This window comes from Acinetobacter sp. YH12128 (assembly GCF_013418655.1).
GTDB classification, from domain to species: Bacteria; Pseudomonadota; Gammaproteobacteria; order Pseudomonadales; family Moraxellaceae; genus Acinetobacter; species Acinetobacter amyesii.
Map to the genome: position 1 here is coordinate 70591 of NZ_VPBO01000013.1, position 16244 is coordinate 86834.

The following is a 16244-nucleotide window of genomic DNA, read 5'->3' on the forward strand; positions in this document are numbered from 1 at the left end:
ACTTGCGTGTAAATCACGTCAAAAATCTATTTTAATCGAGATCGATACCAAAATCTAAATTAATCGATTTTCTTTCGATTAACGCACTTTTTACGGTTTGCTGACGGGTTTTATAATGTGTTTCCAAACTACATAGGTTTCGAGTTAAATCATTCATAAAGTAACTTTCTACTTTACGCCCTTGCTCATCGACAGTTTCACGTGCCCAATGGTTCAAGTTTTGCTTAGTCAAAATCAATTCATTTTGCGCACGTGTCAGTGCCACATATAACACACGACGCTCTTCTTCCACTTCATCGAAATTACCTTGAGCACGTGCATGTGGATATTGCCCTGGTGTGACATTCGCCACATAACAGACTTTTTGCTCCGTTCCTTTTGCCGAATGAATGGTAATTAAGGTCACGACATCACTGTCAGATTGGCGTTCAATTTCAGAAATGGAAACTGGATCAAGGACATATTCTTCTAAGAATTCACTCAACTGCGTATGTTTGGATGCCAATTGTTTCACCAGATCAAAATCACCGACACGGCGGTTCCAATCTTTTTTATAGTTTTCTTCCAGCTGCTCAGAAATCGCTTGAACAGCCAAGCTTACACATTCTTTGACCTGATCTTTCAACACCGACATTTGCTTCATCATCAGAATCGCTTGGTCAGGTACTTTGCCAAACTTTTCCAACTTGGTTGCAATGGCTTGCATTTCTGGCTCAAGTAAAATCTGCTGCGATAACTTACTCGCACCGACATCACCCACACCATTCCACAAGGTTAAAAAGCGCATCCACGCGATATCATCTAAAGGATTGGCCACTACACGCAGCACACTGAGCAAGTCTTTTACATGGGCTGTTTCAAGTAATTTCATGCCGCCGATAAAGCGATACGGCACATTTGCGGCAATACAAGCTGCTTCAATATGACGAGCAGCAAAGCTTGAACGCACAAGCACCATATGATCCGACCATTTGCTGCCTTCGAGGTAATGACGCTCTTTGATGTCGATGGCAATCCATTTGGCTTCATCAAACTCATTCGGGAAAATATGCATTTTCGGCTTAATCCCTTCACCACGATAGGCATCTAAGCGTTTGTCATATTTAATTTCGCTTTCATCCAACAACCAATTCGACAGGTCTAAAATTTCTTGGGTTGAACGATAATTTTTTTCAAGTTTAAAAATCTGTGCGTCGGGTACCCGCTCTTTGAAATGATGAATATTTTCAAAGTCTGCACCTCGGAAGCCATAGATTGACTGTGCATCATCGCCGACACAGAACAAACTGACACGTTCCTTTAGTGGCTCAAGTAACGCCCATTGCAGCGGATTGGTATCCTGCATTTCATCAACCAACATGTGGCGACAAATTGAAGCGACATAATCGACCAGTCCATCTGATTCCGCCAAGGCTTTCGCCACAATCGCCAAGATATCGTCATAATCTAAAAAACTACGCGCACGTTTACGAGCTTCGTATTCTTTCATGATATCCGCGATTTGATCTTTTAACGCAAAGTACTCAGGCATTTGCTTTTCCATGGCAATGCTGAGTTTTTGACGCGTATTCCGCGCAAAGGAATACAGATCACAGAGTTCTTTCGGCTTGGGCAAGTGGTTCGGGTTTTTCTTATCATCACGACCACGAATCAGGCGGAACATCATGAGTTGATCATCACGATCAATAATCGAAAACTGTTCTAGACCAAAGGCTTTGGGAATGCGGCGTAATAGGTACATACAAAAGGTATGAAAGGTCGATGCTCTTAAACCTTTGGCCTGCTCACCAAGCGCAAGTTCAACACGCGCGACAATTTCACTGGCCGCACGGCGGGTAAAAGTCAAAATTTGAATTTGATTGGCAGGCACGCCTTGATCAATTAAATAAGCAGCACGTGCCACGATAGTTTTGGTTTTACCACAACCTGCTCCTGCCAAAACCAAGCTATGCTGTGCTTCTGTTGTTGCGGCTTGTTTTTGTTGAGGATTTAATTCATCAATCAGGTTGGCTAAACTCATGGTGTCTCATCGTGCTATGTGAATTGGTAGTTTAACAGAGCTACCCTAAATTCACAGCGTAGACGACTACAAAGTGACTCAACTTGACGCGGAAACACACCGTTTTAACCATGACTATTCATTTAAAATTTTCATTGTTTATACAGTAAAAAATCAGTAGATTTACAATTCAATATCATTAGAAAAACAAAGACCTATTTAAATCCATAGGCTTATAACTTTAGAAAATAACCGTCTCTAGGAATCATGACATGTTCAATAAATGTTCACAGCTTTCATTGTTGGTACTGAGTGGTAGTTTTTTTCTAAGCCCAAGTATTCAAGCTGCAGATGGACTTAGTCCCATGACACCTAGTGAGTGCCAAAAAGATTTTAACTTTAGCTCTGAATTTATACTCAAAAATGATGCTGGTATTCGAGCAAAAAACTGGGACAACTATCCAGAAAATATTCAAAAGGTCATAAATGAGCAAAACACTAAAATTACACAAGTAAATTCGGTCGATGCCTGTAAAGAAATTACCAATCACTTTCTCAAATCTATTCGTAAAGGCCATCTGAGCTTAGGCCAAAAAACCATATCAGAAGCCATCACAGAGAGTTCAACAATACAATCAAGCAATCTCGTGACCACGCAAAAATTATCCGAGCAGACAACCTTAATTACCATCCCAACTTTTGATCTGTCTGTTCAAAATCAACTTGAAAAGATCATTCAAGACAATCAAAACCAAGTGTTAGACGCACGTTTTTTAATTCTTGATCTACGCAAAAACTCAGGCGGTTTTGATACATCAGCACAACCCCTTTATCCACTTTTGGGAGCAGCTGAGTATTGGTTTGAAATGCCCCAAATTTATGCATCTACAGATAATATTCAATCATGGAAAGAAACAGCCAAAACCTTACCTGATGGAGAAATCAAGGTAGAATTTAATCGTATGATTGCTAAACTTGAAAGCAACAAAAATAGCTGGGTTGGGATGACAAAGCAGAAAGAGGAAAAATATGTGATCGCCCATTCAGACGTCAAAGCTACGCCCCAAAAAGTTGTTATTCTGTCAGATGAAGAATGCGGTAGTTCGTGTGAAATGTTTATTTTAACCGCACGTCAAAATCCGAATGTTTTAGTCATGGGGCGTAACACTTATGGGGCTTTAGATGCTTCAAATATTCGAACCATCAAAACGCCATCTCAACAATTCACACTGTATTATGCAACCACATTTATCCACCGCCGTACCGGGCAGCAAATTGACGACATTGGTATTGCACCTAATATTCGTCTCCCTAAACCGCAAAATCTAACCGAGTACCAAGCAGAAGTTACATTTGCACAGCACTATTTAGAAAATCGCTTATAGAAATAACACTTTTCAGAACCGATCCATCTTAAGAGGAGTAGGTTCTGATCTTTTACATATAGAATTGATGAGATCTTTACAACTTTTTTCTAAGTATGTTTCTGCATTTTTTAATGTATCTTTCAACTTACAATCTGGTGGATTAATCCCAACAATCTGTGTGAAACCTAAATCATAGAGTTCTGCTATCCCCTCACCCACTAGACCAGTAAAGGCGATCACAGGTTTATTATACTTTTTTGCAACTTGCGCCACACCAAATGGCGTTTTACCGAACTTAGTTTGATGATCAATTTTCCCTTCACCTGTCAGCACATAATCTGCCTGTGCTATTTTTTCATTCAACTGACATTGTTCAATGACCAATTCCACACCTGATTGCATCGATGCACCTGCAAAAGCCATCAACCCAAAACCTAATCCACCTGCAGCGCCTGCACCTGCGACAGCACGTAAAGCACAATCCAATGTCGCTTCAACCACATCGGCATAATGACTGAGGTTCTGATCTAACTGACGCACCATCTCCTGCGTTGCACCTTTTTGCGGGCTAAAGATATGGGATGCACCATTTTCACCACATAGTGGATTAATGACGTCGCTGGCAATGATAATTTCTGTATGCGCTAAACGTGAGTCGAGCTGCGTCAAATCAAGACTGTTAATTTGATCCAGATAACCACCACAAACTGCTATTTCGAAGCCATTTTCATCTAAAAATTGCGCCCCCAAGGCCTGCGCCATACCTGCACCGCCATCATTGATCACACTCCCGCCCAAGCCAATGATAATTTTACTTACTCCAAAGTCTAGAGCAGCCTTGATCATTTCGCCCGTACCATAAGTTGACGTCAGTAATGGATTTCGCTGAGCCATATCGACAAGATGAATTCCATTGGCTTTTGACATTTCAATCACTGCGGTTTTTCCTCCGTCAATCAAACCGAAATACGTCGTCACACGTTGATTGGGCAAAGGACCTGTAAGCGCTATCGGCACTTTTTGACCGTGGCAAGCACTGAGTAACGCATCCACAGTTCCCTCACCGCCATCTGCCATTGGCACAGCGATGACATTTGCATCAGGTATGAGTTTTAAAATTGCACGCCGCATCGCGTCACAGGCTTGTTGAGCACTCATACTTTCTTTAAATGAATCGGGCGCAAGAACAAAAGTGGTCATCTAAATGCTCAAAATAAAACTTGTCCTCAACCATAACGGTTTTAAAATAGCAGGTATATCTAAAAACATCAGAAAGGCTCGAAATGTCACGAATCAATCTAGGTCAGTCTGCACCTGAGCTATATAAAAAAGTCGCAGAACTTGATGCACTGGCAATGAAAAAAATAAATGAAGCTGGCCTAAGTGAAGGATTAGCTCATTTACTCAAATTACGTGCATCCCAAATCAACGAATGTGCGTTCTGTATTCGCATGCATGCGCAAGATGCACTTAAAACAGGTGAAAGCATTGAACGTATTAGCCTACTCAATGCATGGCGTGAAACTGCGTACTACGATGAAAAAGAACGTGCGGCTTTAAGCTTGATCGAAGCGATCACGTTAATTGCTGAAGGCCAAGTTCCCGATGCAGTTTATGAAGATGCTTTGCCCTTTTTAACAGATGAGCAAATCAGTGCCGTGGAATGGCTGGCTATTGTGATCAACACATGGAACCGAATTGCAATTAGTAGCCCTATAGCGTTAAACCTTAACGGGTTGTACACATTAAAAGTGAATAAAAAAAAGAGTGCCTCAGCACTCTTTTTTTATTTATCAGATCCGCAAGCAGCTTACTGCTCTGCCGAGCTTTTCGGCACTTCACGTCGAATATAAGAAGCCAAAGTAAGGTAGTTGACCCCTTGGAATAAAATATCAACCGCCAAGAATAATCCTAATACCCAAAATGGCGCATCAGGCGACATCAAAATGATCACACCCGTAATCAAGGTCAATAGACCTGAAAATAGTGTCCATCCCCAACCTTGAAATGCTCGAAATAGCACAGCATTAAAGATACGAATGACCCCTGCAATGATCAAAATAATCGCCAATAAATTGGTCAGGACAATGGCCGTTTTGACAGGCGTTGAAAATGCATAATAGCCTGCGACCAAATACAACACACCAAATAGTGCCCAGAACCAGCGGTAACCGCCTTCAAAAATTTTAAATGCTGCAATGAAATGGATTACGCCACCTAACATCATCAGCACACCAAAAATATAAATCACCGTAAGTGTCGCAAATGGCAAAGCTGCCAAAAGGACCAATCCGAAGACCACCAATAAAGCACCTAAACCGAGATACCACTTACGGTTTTCATGGAGCTGACTGCGAATTAAATCGTTGCCTACTGTTCTCATGTTTTTTCTCAAATTATTCGTTATTCAATGGATTATGCAACTTCATGATGAAGAAAAATAAAAGAAAAGTCCAAATCTTATCCACACTGCTGACTTAGACTGTGGATAAGATAGGTTTTATCCACATTATTTTTTCCATCCTACTTCAATCGCTGTGATGTCATTCACCACAGTATCAGCTAAATCTTCAGGCATTTTACTTTGCGTCTGTGAGGTAGGAATATGCCCTGCCATCAGTTCAGCTTTGCTTTGTGGAAACAGAGGCTGCCGCTGGGGTTCTGCATAACCGACAGGGAAGATTGGCTGACCTGTGGCCAAATCGTACTTATCAGTTGCACCAAAAGCGTGTAATAACTCATGGGCTAAAACGATTTTATTCTGCGCAGTCTGTTTATTCGATGCAAATAAATTCACCGATCCAATTCGACCATTTTCCAAGGCTGTGGAATGTTTAAGTTCTTTGGTTTGAGTCGGATCGTAATAATTTAAAAATAGCGTCACACTCGAAACACCATCTACATTTTCATGCTGCTGCCAAGCATAGTAGCGGAATTTCAAACTCCATAAGATAACGTCCAACATGCCAGCATCATTGGGTACTTTGGGAGGTAAAACTTTTAACTCTCGACCTAACTTAAAATACACATAAGTCGGTTGCCCTCGGTATTTCTGTGCCGTCGTTTGTAAATATTGTTGAACATCGTTTAAATCATTGACAGAGAGCTGCTGTATATAAGCTTGTGTGCTCTCTCGACCATCTGCATTAATTGGATGTAACAATACAAAGATCGGTTTACTCCAGTCTTGGTTTTTGTCTTTATAGGCATTGACTGCGACCACTAGTAAAATCAGCAATAAGCACAGTACCCGAATTTTTTTCCACATTGATGGTATACCCAATCTACTTAATCAAGCTATTAGTCTTTTAATTTTTATGAATTTTTTGGATTTTTCTATTTTAAAATCCAACCATTCGCTATTTATTGATTCTATTGCTTCTTCATAATTTCGAATATTTAAATCTGAATTTTCTAAATTTTGAATGATTATGCTTAATTCAACCCATTCACTTTCATTAGCATTTTGATTAATCGCTTTCTGCACTAATCGTATGAAAGTACTAAAGCTTCTTTTTCTGAGAAACATTTGGCTCCCAACTAATTTCGTTTCAAACACGCCTAAAGCCTTAACCAGACCTGAAAGTTTTTCATGTCCATAATTTCTAGTATCAAAATCCGACTTTACCGCATTGATATACCCTCCAACTAGACCTAAATATGCCCAACCACTGTCATCCGCATTATCTTTCACAGCTTTATAAATCAAATTTAAAGTGGGTTTATCAATGATTTCAGTGATTGTATTCTCTTTAATCTGCACAGATGGCTTTGGTTCACTTACTTTTGTATTTTCAATGACTTCTTTAATTGGTGAATTAATAAGATCTTCTTCAGTATTTTTTAGCTCATTATCTTGCAGTAAGTTTTCAACATAAATAAATTTATCACATGCTTTTTTAAATGCCTCTGGCGTCGACTTTTTTCCAAAACCGTAAACACTTAGCCCATTTTCACGAATTCTAGATGCTAAAGGGGTAAAATCACTGTCGCTTGAAACAATACAAAAGCCATCCAATGCACCTGCATACAGCAAATCCATCGCATCAATGATCAAAATCATATCCGTTGCATCTTTGCCCTTTGTGTAAGCAAACTGCTGAACAGGTGTGATGGCATGTGGAAGTAAGACTTCACGCCAATTTTTTAAGGTTTCGCTGCTCCAATCTCCATAAACTCGTTTAACACTTGCGATTCCATATTTTGCAACTTCTTCCAACACAGATGGAATAGCATTGATCGATGAGTTATCCGCATCTATGAGTACAGCAAACTTTTTTGTTTGAATTTCCACTATTCCCCCAATCATTTTTATCATTTAAATTTTGATTAATTCTGACATAAAAAATGCCGACCGAAGTCAGCACTTTATTGGTTTTAAAGCTTAAGCCTCAACCCACTTACCGTCTTGGTACACCAAAGACCATTTGGTTTGTTTGCCTTCAGCATTTTCAGAACCAATATATTGCGTTTGGTTTTTACGGCTGAATTTCACCAATGTTGGGTTTCCTTCAGGATCGACATCTGGTGCTTGTAAGATGAACTGATATTTCGCATCCAACTGATCTGCGACAGAACGTAGTTCCGCCACTTTAGGCGCACGAGTTTCACGTACTTTCGGGAACTTACTTGCAGCTAAGAATAAACCTGCTGCGCCATCACGAAGGACAAAGAAGTCATCATGTTTGGTTGAACGTAAGTGTTCCATTTTAATTGGATCTACACGTGGAGGTGCCGGCTGACCGCTCTTCAACACTTTACGTGTATTGTCACAGCTATTACATGCAAAGTATGGACCGAAACGGCCTGTCTTCAATTGCATTTCGCCATCACATTTGTCGCAAGGAATAGTTGGGCCATCATAACCTTTGATTTTGAACTCACCTTCTTCAAGCTCAAAACCAGCGCAGTCTGGGTTATTACCACAGATATGCAACTTACGCCCACCATCAATCACATAGCTATCCATGGCTGTTTCACAGATTGGACAACGTTTTTTCGACATCAAATCTGCTGTTTCTGCCGAGTCATCGTCAGACAGTGCAGCCAATGATTCTACAGGTGTCAGGTTTAAAGTTCCCTTACAACGCTCTTTTGGCGGTAAGTTATAACCTGAACAACCCAAGAACACGCCTGTAGTCCCTGTACGAATCTGCATCGGACGATCACATTCTTTACAGTGCACCGCATCCACTTCTACAGGTAAATTACGGCGCATGCCATTTTCACCCTGAGCTGTGGTTAAACGTGTTTTAAAATCACCGTAGAAGCTATTGAGTAACTCTTTCCAGTTACGATCACCATCAGCGACTTTATCCAGCTGACCTTCAAGATCTGCCGTGAATGCATAGTTCATCAAGTTATTAAAGTTTTCATCGAGACGGTCTGTCACGATTTCACCCATTTTCTCGGCGAACAAACGACGGTTATCAAGCTTCACATAACCACGGTCTTGAATGGTTGAGATAATCGCAGCATACGTCGATGGACGACCAATCCCTTTTTTCTCAAGCTCTTTGACCAATGATGCTTCAGTGAAGCGCGCAGGTGGTTTAGTAAAGTGCTGCGATGGATCTAATTTTTCAAGTTTCAGTACTTCACCGACTTTTACAGCAGGTAACAGTACATCATCATCCGATTTGTTTTGGCCACGCACTTTAGTGAAACCATCAAAGACCAATGTACGGCCTTTGGCTTTGAGTTCGACGCCATTGGCATTAACTAAAATCGTTGATGATAAATATTCTGCAGGGGTCATTTGACATGCAACGAACTGACGCCAGATCAGGTCATAAAGACGCTGTGCATCACGCTCTACACCCACCAAACTATCGCCTTTTAGCGCGACATTTGATGGACGAATCGCTTCATGGGCTTCTTGCGCACCAGCTTTATTGCCGTAGCGATTTGGTTTAGCCGGTAAATATTTTTGACCAAACTCAGTTTCAATATGACCACGAACCATATTTACAGCGTCATCACTCAAGAATGTTGAGTCTGTACGCATGTAGGTAATAAAGCCGGCTTCATATAACCGCTGTGCCAACATCATGGTTTTCTTCACAGAAAAACCTAAACGTGTACTTGCTGCTTGTTGCAATGTAGACGTGATGTAAGGCGCGCTTGGATTAACCTTGGTTGGTTTGTCTTCACGTGCTGAAACTGTGTAGTCGGCATCTTTAATCAGGTTCAGTAAAGCATCCGTTTCAGCTTTATTGTGCAGTTTTAAAGTCTTGCCATTTTGCTTCACCGCTTCTAAGCGGATATCGTCTTTCTTCGACTTGGTATCTGCAAAAACTTGCCAAAATTCTTCTGGAACGAAGGCACGAATTTCACGTTCACGCTCAACCACAAGTTTAACAGCCACAGATTGCACACGACCTGCCGATAAACCACGGGCGATTTTTTCCCATAAGAGTGGCGAGATCATAAAGCCCACAATACGGTCGAGGAAACGACGGGCTTGCTGAGCATTGACTTTATCTGTATCCAGGCGAGAAGGATGTTTAAACGCTTCTTGGATGGCATTTTTGGTAATTTCGTTGAACACCACACGTTGATAACGTGAGTCGTCACCGCCAATTACTTCTTTTAAATGCCAAGCAATTGCTTCTCCTTCCCTATCCATATCCGTTGCGAGATAGACCTCGTCAACTTGCGATGCAAGCTTTTTCAGTTCCGCAACAACATGTTCTTTACCCGGTAGGACTTCGTACTGTGCCTTCCAGTCATTTTCAGGGTCTACACCCATACGATTAACCAAAGCTTTTTGTGCTTTTTTGGCTTTTTCAGCTTCAGTTAATTTCGCACGAGTTACTGGCTTTTTCTCTGCTGTTTTACTCGAACCGCCTGTAGGTAAATCACGGACATGACCCACCGATGATTTTACGATGTAATCAGAGCCCAAATATTTATTGATTGTTTTCGCTTTTGCAGGCGATTCCACAATCACTAACGCACGCTTTTTCCCAGCATCGGCAGATTTTGCTGTGGTACTTTTAGATGTGGACCGAGGAGCGTTCGCCATAGTTAACCATCATTCCTGTTTAATAGGTTTTTTAAAATTTAAAGTTCAGCCAATGAATGTAAAAATGCTTTCATATCTTCAAGCTGTGTGGCTCTTAAGTCAGATTCTTCGTTCCAATAGAGTCCTACACAGTTTGCCTGCATATCAATAGCATAAATGCCCTTTAATGTAATGGCTAAATCCTTGAACTTGTCATCACCATGTACCAGTTCAAGTTTGTCATCGACCACTAAAGCACGCATTAAAGGCAAACGCGCATCTGGAATCAGCACACTGTAATACGCCACCATACTGGCACGTTTTTCAGAAGCCATTGGAATCTTGGTCCAAGCAGGTGCAGCCACTAAACGTGGGTGCAGCCCCATCTTACGCGCCTTCTCGCGCATAATGCCTAAGGCTTTTTCTCTAGGATTTACTCGAAGTCCAAAAATCGACCCAAGTACAAAGACCACAATAAAAACAGTAACCCAGATTCCAGTATTTTCCATAGCACAACCTTTATATTCCTTTATTAGAGTTGCATAAGCGCAATATAAAACGCAAGTTCACTCGATAAAATTAATTCAGGAACATCTCGTGGCTATACAGCACTTCGTGACCATTCCAATAGATATATCCTTTTTCGATCAACTCTTTAAGTAATAGTCGAACATCAGATTGTGGGAACATTTGCTCCAATAAATCACGTAAGGCGTAGATATCTTTTGGTTTATCTGACTTTAATTCATGCAATTTTCGGATCACTTCCATTTGCACAGGATCAATCTTATTGAAATTTTTAAATAAGCCTTGCTGTGCAGCCTGAATCATCGATGCCGTATCATCAGTATTTGAGGTTTGTTCTTCGAGTGAAGCAGTAAATGCATTCAGGTCTGTTTTTATGGGCAATGCTGTTTCAGCAGTCGTATTTAAATCTAGCTGCACCCATTGTTTGAGTACTTTTTTTCGAATCGAAATCTGCTCATCAAAGCGTTTGACGATTTTTAGATTGATCAACATACCGACCAAATGCTGAGCTTTTTCGCTAGAGACTTGCAAAATATTCATCAATGAGTTTTTCAGTTTATCCAAACTGTTGGGTTTGCCACTGAGTTTTTCCAGACCATCACAATAGTGTTTAATCAGTAATAAATCAGGTTTATTCCGAATGGTTTCTAGGTCAGGAATTTTATACTTCACTTTATGTGAAACTTCTTGTTCTGACTGAATTTGAATAAGATGTGCGCTGAGTCCAGAGCCATCCAATTGTTCCATCAGTAATGCAATATCAGGCATCACTGAAATGACTTCAATGTGTGCATCTGGATCCATCAAGGCCATCAGTTGCCCCACAATCACCGCATATTCAAATTCTTTTTGCGGCGTTTCTGGAATATCCAAAACCACCAATTGGCCACTCGCGATCCACCCTGCAATTTCAGTCAAATCTTCAAGTGCATATTCAAATTTTCCATTGCAGCTAAACACATACAAAGTACTGTAATGTTCAATGATATTGCGCAATAGATTTGCTGTAGGCGGGTTATTTTCCAAATCTAGCAGGACAACTTTTTGACTCATGAGATGAAATAATGGGTTTCGATCAGCAGATGCGGTGCATTAGACCTGTCACGCTGCAAAAGGTCAAATAAATTTACACCAATCCACAGCTTTGGCGCTGATTCGTCATCTGCCTGTCATTCAATAGTGACATTAATAATGCGGTGGGCGGTTGGTCATTGGGTCAAATGCCGCAATACCTTCAGATAAATCTGCCGATTCAATACGACGATACAACATCTGCATTTGTTTCTTTAAATCAGCGATTTCGGCGTTTTGACGCGCAACTTGATCATTCAGTTGATCAACTAAATCATCTAAAAATGCAATTCGGACTTGCAAATCTTCAATGGGTGCGGAAAATGACGCCTGTTCATCAAGATTTTGTTGTGTAGTCAATTTACACTCCTCATATAAGATTTCAGGAAACATTATGGCCTATATTACTTTAAGGGACGTCCAGCTTGCATTTGGCGGACCTTCCCTACTCGACGGCGCGAACTTCAGTTTAGAACGTGGCGAGCGAGTGTGTCTAATCGGTCGTAATGGTGAAGGTAAGTCTACTTTACTTAAACTGATTGAGGGAACTTTATTACCAGACGGCGGTGAAGTTTCATTACAAAATGGCATTACGATTTCAATGCTTGCTCAAGATGTACCCATGGATTCGGGCAAAGTCGCTGATATTGTAGCCGATGGTGCAGGTGAAGCTGCTACTGTACTGCGTGCTTATCATGAAGCCAGCGAAGCCTGCGTACTCGGTGATATGGACGCCTGTGAGCGCATGGGTAACCTACAACATCAGATGGATCAAATGGATGGCTGGTCACTTGAAACTAAAGTGAATGCCATCCTCAGTAAAATGGGCCTAGACCCAGAAGCTGACCTTGCAGATTTGTCTGGTGGTCGTAAGCGTCGTGTTTTATTGGCACGTGCTCTCTTGACGCAGCCCGACGTATTACTACTCGACGAACCGACCAACCATTTGGACGTTGAAAGTATTGAATGGCTCGAAAAATTCCTGCTTGATCAAAACAACTTAACCCTGTTGTTTATTTCGCATGACCGTTCATTTGTCGACAGCATCGCAACCCGTATTGTGGAACTTGACCGCGGCATTTTGCGTAGCTATGAAGGTAACTATTCACGTTACCTCGAACTCAAAGCTCAGCAAATGGAAGCGGAAGAAAAGCAAAATGCGCTATTCGATAAAAAACTCGCTGAAGAAGAAGTATGGATTCGTCAGGGCATTAAAGCGCGTCGTACCCGTAACGAAGGTCGTGTTCGTGCCTTAAAAGCATTGCGTGAAGAGTCTAAAGCGCGCCGTTCACAACAAGGCAAAGTGAGCATGGCAACGCAAGATGCGCAGCGCTCAGGTAAAGTGGTCTTTGAAATTGAAAACTTAGCTGTGCAATTTGGCAACAGCGCGCCAATCATCAAAGATTTCTCGGCACTGGTATTACGTGGTGACCGTATCGGCTTAGTCGGTGACAACGGTGTGGGTAAAACTACCCTCATCAAAGCTATTTTGGGTGAGCAAGAACATACTGGTACAGTGAAAACAGGTACACAGCTTGAAGTTGCTTACTTTGATCAGCTTCGAAATGCACTTGATCTTGAAAAATCAGTGAAAGATAACGTTTCTGAAGGCTCAGACCATGTCGATGTCAATGGTAGCCGTCGTCACATCTACAGTTATTTACAAGACTTTTTATTCTCTCCAGAACGCGCACGTACACCAGTTAAAGCACTTTCTGGGGGTGAGCGTAACCGTATTCTGTTGGCTAAACTGCTACTGAAACCATCGAACCTTATCGTGATGGACGAACCGACCAACGACTTGGATATGGTAACTCTTGAACTGTTGGAAGAAATGCTCAGCGCTTACAAAGGCACACTGTTACTGATTTCGCATGACCGTGCCTTTATGGACAACGTGGTGACATCAACTTGGGTCTTTGATGGTAAAGGTCAAATCGATGAATACATCGGCGGTTACCAAGACTATTTGGAACAGCGTCCTGACCAAACTGTCGTGGATCAAAAAAGCGATGTGAAAAAAGCCATGGCTAAAGCCGAAGCAGCGGCTGCCGCTGCGGTGCCTAAAAAAGTCAAGCTCAGCTATAAAGACCAACGTGCCCTAGAACAACTGCCGACTGAAATTGAAGCATTGGAACAAGAGCAAGCTGAATTGTCTGAAAAATTAGCTGACGGTTCTTGGTTCATGACTGACGCCGATGCTGCGACCAAAGCATCACAGCGTCTTGCTGAAATTGATGACGAAATGCTGGAAAAAATGGAACGTTTAGATGAGCTAGAAACGCTCGCTAAAGGCTAAGTCCACAAATATTTCACACAGAAAAAGCCGTATTTCGATACGGCTTTTTTTATGTCGTATGACTCGGCTAAATTATTAGATCGGATGACTCAGTTTCAAATTGGAGCATCCAGCATCTGTAAAGACGATTCCGCTAATGTGAAAAGCTTGATATGGTGACGTTCAACATAAGATTGAGTCACGAGCATGCAAATTTCAGATCAAATTGTTTTAGTTACAGGAGGCGCACGTGGCCTCGGTTTGGCAATTAGCCAAACGTTAATTGCTGAAGGCGCACGCGTGGTCGTGAACTATCTATCCAGTCAAACTGCGGCAGAACAGTTGGCGACCGCATTTCCTCAGCAAGTGTTTGCCTATCAAGCAGATGTCACTGATAAAGCTCAAGTAGAACAGCTTTTTGCCGCAGCAAGAGCACATTTTGGTGCCTCAATCACCTCTGTCGTGAATAATGCCCTCATCCATTTTCAATTTAATGGCGATGCCCGTCCTAAAATGGAAGAACTGACTGCACAGCACTTACAGCAACAATTTGATGGAGCAGTCGTCGCTGCACTCAACACCACTCAAGCGGCGCTTCCCAAGATGAAAGCACAGGGTTTTGGTCGCATTGTGAATATTGGTACCAACCTGGTACAAAACCCTGTCGTGCCTTACCACGACTACACTGCAGCAAAGGCAGCGCTGTTGGCCTTCACCCGCACAGCGGCGCATGAACTGGGTGAGTTTGGGATTAACGTCAATATGCTTTCTGGTGGCTTATTACAAAGCACCGATGCCAGTAAAGCGACACCCGATGCCGTGTTTGATTTAATCGCGGCATCGACACCTTTACGCACAGTGACCACGCCTGAAGAATTTGCTGCGGCCATCATGATGTTCTTGTCCCCTTACTCACGTGCAGTCACCGGGCAGAATTTGATTGTCGATGGCGGTTTAGTCAAAGGTTAAGTCTGATGCAGCATGAGGTTGAACTTTCTCTTTCAATTCAGCTTCATGCTAAACTGAACCCTATTTTTTAATCTTTGATTTAGCCCTATGAGTCAAAAGCCAACATATCAACCCGGAAAATTCCAATGGTCTTTCTTACTTCCTCAGTATTGGGGAATATGGATAGGGATTGTATTTCTTATGATTTTGGCGATTCTTCCGTGGGCAATTCAGTATCGCCTTGGGCAATTCCTCGGTTCTGTCGCATTTAACAATCTTAAGTCACGTCGTAAAACCACGATTCGCAACTTGGAAGTTTGCTTTCCTGAATGGACGTCAGAACAAGTTGAGGCCAATGCACGACAGGTTTTTATCGACCAAATGATTGGGATTTTTGAGACTTTAAATGCATGGTACAGCCCGCAATGGTTCAAAAATCGGGTGCAAATTGAAGGCTTAGAGCATATTCAAAATGCACAAGCTGAAGGCAAAGGTATTTTGCTCCTCGGCACACATTCTACCCTGCTCGATGCTGGTGGCTATTTATGCGCACAGTTCTTTGAGCCGGATGTGGTTTATCGTCCGCAAAATAATCCGCTGTTGGATATGTTGATTGTGCGTTGCCGTGCCACCATCTATGCCAACCAAATCGATCATGATGATATGCGTGGCTTAATTCGTAATCTAAAAAATAGCCATGCCATTTGGTACAGTCCCGATCAGGACTTTGGTTTAAAACAAGGGGTCATGGCACCATTTTTTGGTACTCCCGCAGCCACTGTTACTGCACATCGTCGCTTATTAAAAATTGCTAAAGCCGAGGCGATCCCGTTGTATTTTTATCGAGATGGCGACATCAGCAACCCTCAATATCATGTGCTGATTGAACCTGCTTTAGACAATTTTCCGAGTGACGATGAAGTTTCGGATGCTGTTCGAACCAATAAAATTATTGAAAATCAGCTGCGAATCGCACCGACACAATACATGTGGTTCCATCGCCGCTTTAAAACCCGCCCACAAGGTTATGACAAAATCTATTGAGTT

General features: G+C 41.9%; 13 protein-coding genes and 1 pseudogene. 5 read left to right on the plus strand and 9 right to left on the minus strand.

Annotated elements, in window-relative coordinates:
- Positions 1-31 precede the first annotated feature (31 nt).
- A complete protein-coding gene (locus tag FTU64_RS08335; RefSeq protein ID WP_168377891.1) occupies positions 32-2020 on the minus strand; it encodes an ATP-dependent helicase in 1989 nt (662 codons plus the stop codon).
- Positions 2021-2271: 251 nt separating this feature from the next.
- Between FTU64_RS08335 and FTU64_RS08340 the strand changes: the two genes are divergently transcribed.
- The gene (locus FTU64_RS08340) at positions 2272-3384 is read left to right on the plus strand and encodes a S41 family peptidase (protein ID WP_180040572.1); all 1113 of its coding nucleotides are present in this window, start codon (positions 2272-2274) and stop codon (positions 3382-3384) included.
- 12 nt (positions 3385-3396) lie between these two features.
- Here FTU64_RS08340 and FTU64_RS08345 read toward each other — a convergent pair whose 3' ends face one another.
- A complete protein-coding gene (locus FTU64_RS08345) occupies positions 3397-4566 on the minus strand; it encodes a glycerate kinase (protein ID WP_180059551.1) in 1170 nt (389 codons plus the stop codon).
- An 83-nt stretch (positions 4567-4649) separates the two neighbouring features.
- Here FTU64_RS08345 and FTU64_RS08350 point away from each other — a divergent pair.
- Positions 4650-5078: pseudogene (locus FTU64_RS08350) on the plus strand (carboxymuconolactone decarboxylase family protein); the annotation flags it as partial.
- A gap of 98 nt (positions 5079-5176) precedes the next feature.
- On the opposite strand, the gene FTU64_RS08355 reads toward FTU64_RS08350, so the two are convergent.
- From FTU64_RS08355 to FTU64_RS08385, 7 genes are all read right to left on the minus strand, one after another.
- Positions 5177-5749 carry an HdeD family acid-resistance protein gene (locus FTU64_RS08355; RefSeq protein WP_180010185.1) on the minus strand — a complete coding sequence of 191 codons (573 nt, stop codon included), beginning with the start codon at positions 5747-5749 and terminating at the stop codon, positions 5177-5179.
- 126 nt (positions 5750-5875) lie between these two features.
- Positions 5876-6634: a hypothetical protein gene (locus FTU64_RS08360; protein ID WP_180059553.1), complete on the minus strand. Its 759-nt coding sequence runs from the start codon at positions 6632-6634 to the stop codon at positions 5876-5878.
- Between the two features lie 24 nt (positions 6635-6658).
- On the minus strand, positions 6659-7660 hold the full coding sequence (locus tag FTU64_RS08365) for an NYN domain-containing protein (protein ID WP_180059554.1): 1002 nt from the start codon (positions 7658-7660) through the stop codon (positions 6659-6661).
- 90 nt (positions 7661-7750) lie between these two features.
- Positions 7751-10393, minus strand: a complete 2643-nt coding sequence (gene topA / locus FTU64_RS08370) for a type I DNA topoisomerase (protein ID WP_180059555.1) — start codon at positions 10391-10393, stop codon at positions 7751-7753.
- A gap of 38 nt (positions 10394-10431) precedes the next feature.
- Positions 10432-10881: an ammonium transporter gene (locus tag FTU64_RS08375; protein WP_180005286.1), complete on the minus strand. Its 450-nt coding sequence runs from the start codon at positions 10879-10881 to the stop codon at positions 10432-10434.
- A 70-nt stretch (positions 10882-10951) separates the two neighbouring features.
- Entirely contained in the window at positions 10952-11953 is a 1002-nt protein-coding gene (locus FTU64_RS08380) for a hypothetical protein (protein WP_180059556.1), read from the minus strand.
- 132 nt (positions 11954-12085) lie between these two features.
- On the minus strand, positions 12086-12331 hold the full coding sequence (locus FTU64_RS08385; RefSeq protein ID WP_078189840.1) for a SlyX family protein: 246 nt from the start codon (positions 12329-12331) through the stop codon (positions 12086-12088).
- 34 nt (positions 12332-12365) lie between these two features.
- Between FTU64_RS08385 and FTU64_RS08390 the strand changes: the two genes are divergently transcribed.
- From FTU64_RS08390 to lpxL, 3 genes are all read left to right on the plus strand, one after another.
- On the plus strand, positions 12366-14270 hold the full coding sequence (locus tag FTU64_RS08390; protein ID WP_078192744.1) for an ATP-binding cassette domain-containing protein: 1905 nt from the start codon (positions 12366-12368) through the stop codon (positions 14268-14270).
- A gap of 186 nt (positions 14271-14456) precedes the next feature.
- Entirely contained in the window at positions 14457-15218 is a 762-nt protein-coding gene (locus FTU64_RS08395) for a 3-oxoacyl-ACP reductase (RefSeq protein ID WP_180048835.1), read from the plus strand.
- 87 nt (positions 15219-15305) lie between these two features.
- On the plus strand, positions 15306-16241 hold the full coding sequence (gene lpxL, locus FTU64_RS08400) for an LpxL/LpxP family Kdo(2)-lipid IV(A) lauroyl/palmitoleoyl acyltransferase (protein ID WP_180059557.1): 936 nt from the start codon (positions 15306-15308) through the stop codon (positions 16239-16241).
- The last annotated feature ends 3 nt before the right edge of the window (positions 16242-16244 follow it).

What these genes read in the sequence shown, in the direction of transcription:
- FTU64_RS08335 (WP_168377891.1), bottom strand. Translation starts at nt 2,020, where the DNA reads ATGAGTTTAGCCAACCTGATTGATGAATTAAATCCTCAACAAAAACAA.
- FTU64_RS08340 (WP_180040572.1), top strand. Translation starts at nt 2,272, where the DNA reads ATGTTCAATAAATGTTCACAGCTTTCATTGTTGGTACTGAGTGGTAGT.
- FTU64_RS08345 (WP_180059551.1), bottom strand. Translation starts at nt 4,566, where the DNA reads ATGACCACTTTTGTTCTTGCGCCCGATTCATTTAAAGAAAGTATGAGT.
- FTU64_RS08355 (WP_180010185.1), bottom strand. Translation starts at nt 5,749, where the DNA reads ATGAGAACAGTAGGCAACGATTTAATTCGCAGTCAGCTCCATGAAAAC.
- FTU64_RS08360 (WP_180059553.1), bottom strand. Translation starts at nt 6,634, where the DNA reads ATGTGGAAAAAAATTCGGGTACTGTGCTTATTGCTGATTTTACTAGTG.
- topA (WP_180059555.1), bottom strand. Translation starts at nt 10,393, where the DNA reads ATGGCGAACGCTCCTCGGTCCACATCTAAAAGTACCACAGCAAAATCT.
- FTU64_RS08375 (WP_180005286.1), bottom strand. Translation starts at nt 10,881, where the DNA reads ATGGAAAATACTGGAATCTGGGTTACTGTTTTTATTGTGGTCTTTGTA.
- FTU64_RS08380 (WP_180059556.1), bottom strand. Translation starts at nt 11,953, where the DNA reads ATGAGTCAAAAAGTTGTCCTGCTAGATTTGGAAAATAACCCGCCTACA.
- FTU64_RS08390 (WP_078192744.1), top strand. Translation starts at nt 12,366, where the DNA reads ATGGCCTATATTACTTTAAGGGACGTCCAGCTTGCATTTGGCGGACCT.
- FTU64_RS08395 (WP_180048835.1), top strand. Translation starts at nt 14,457, where the DNA reads ATGCAAATTTCAGATCAAATTGTTTTAGTTACAGGAGGCGCACGTGGC.
- lpxL (WP_180059557.1), top strand. Translation starts at nt 15,306, where the DNA reads ATGAGTCAAAAGCCAACATATCAACCCGGAAAATTCCAATGGTCTTTC.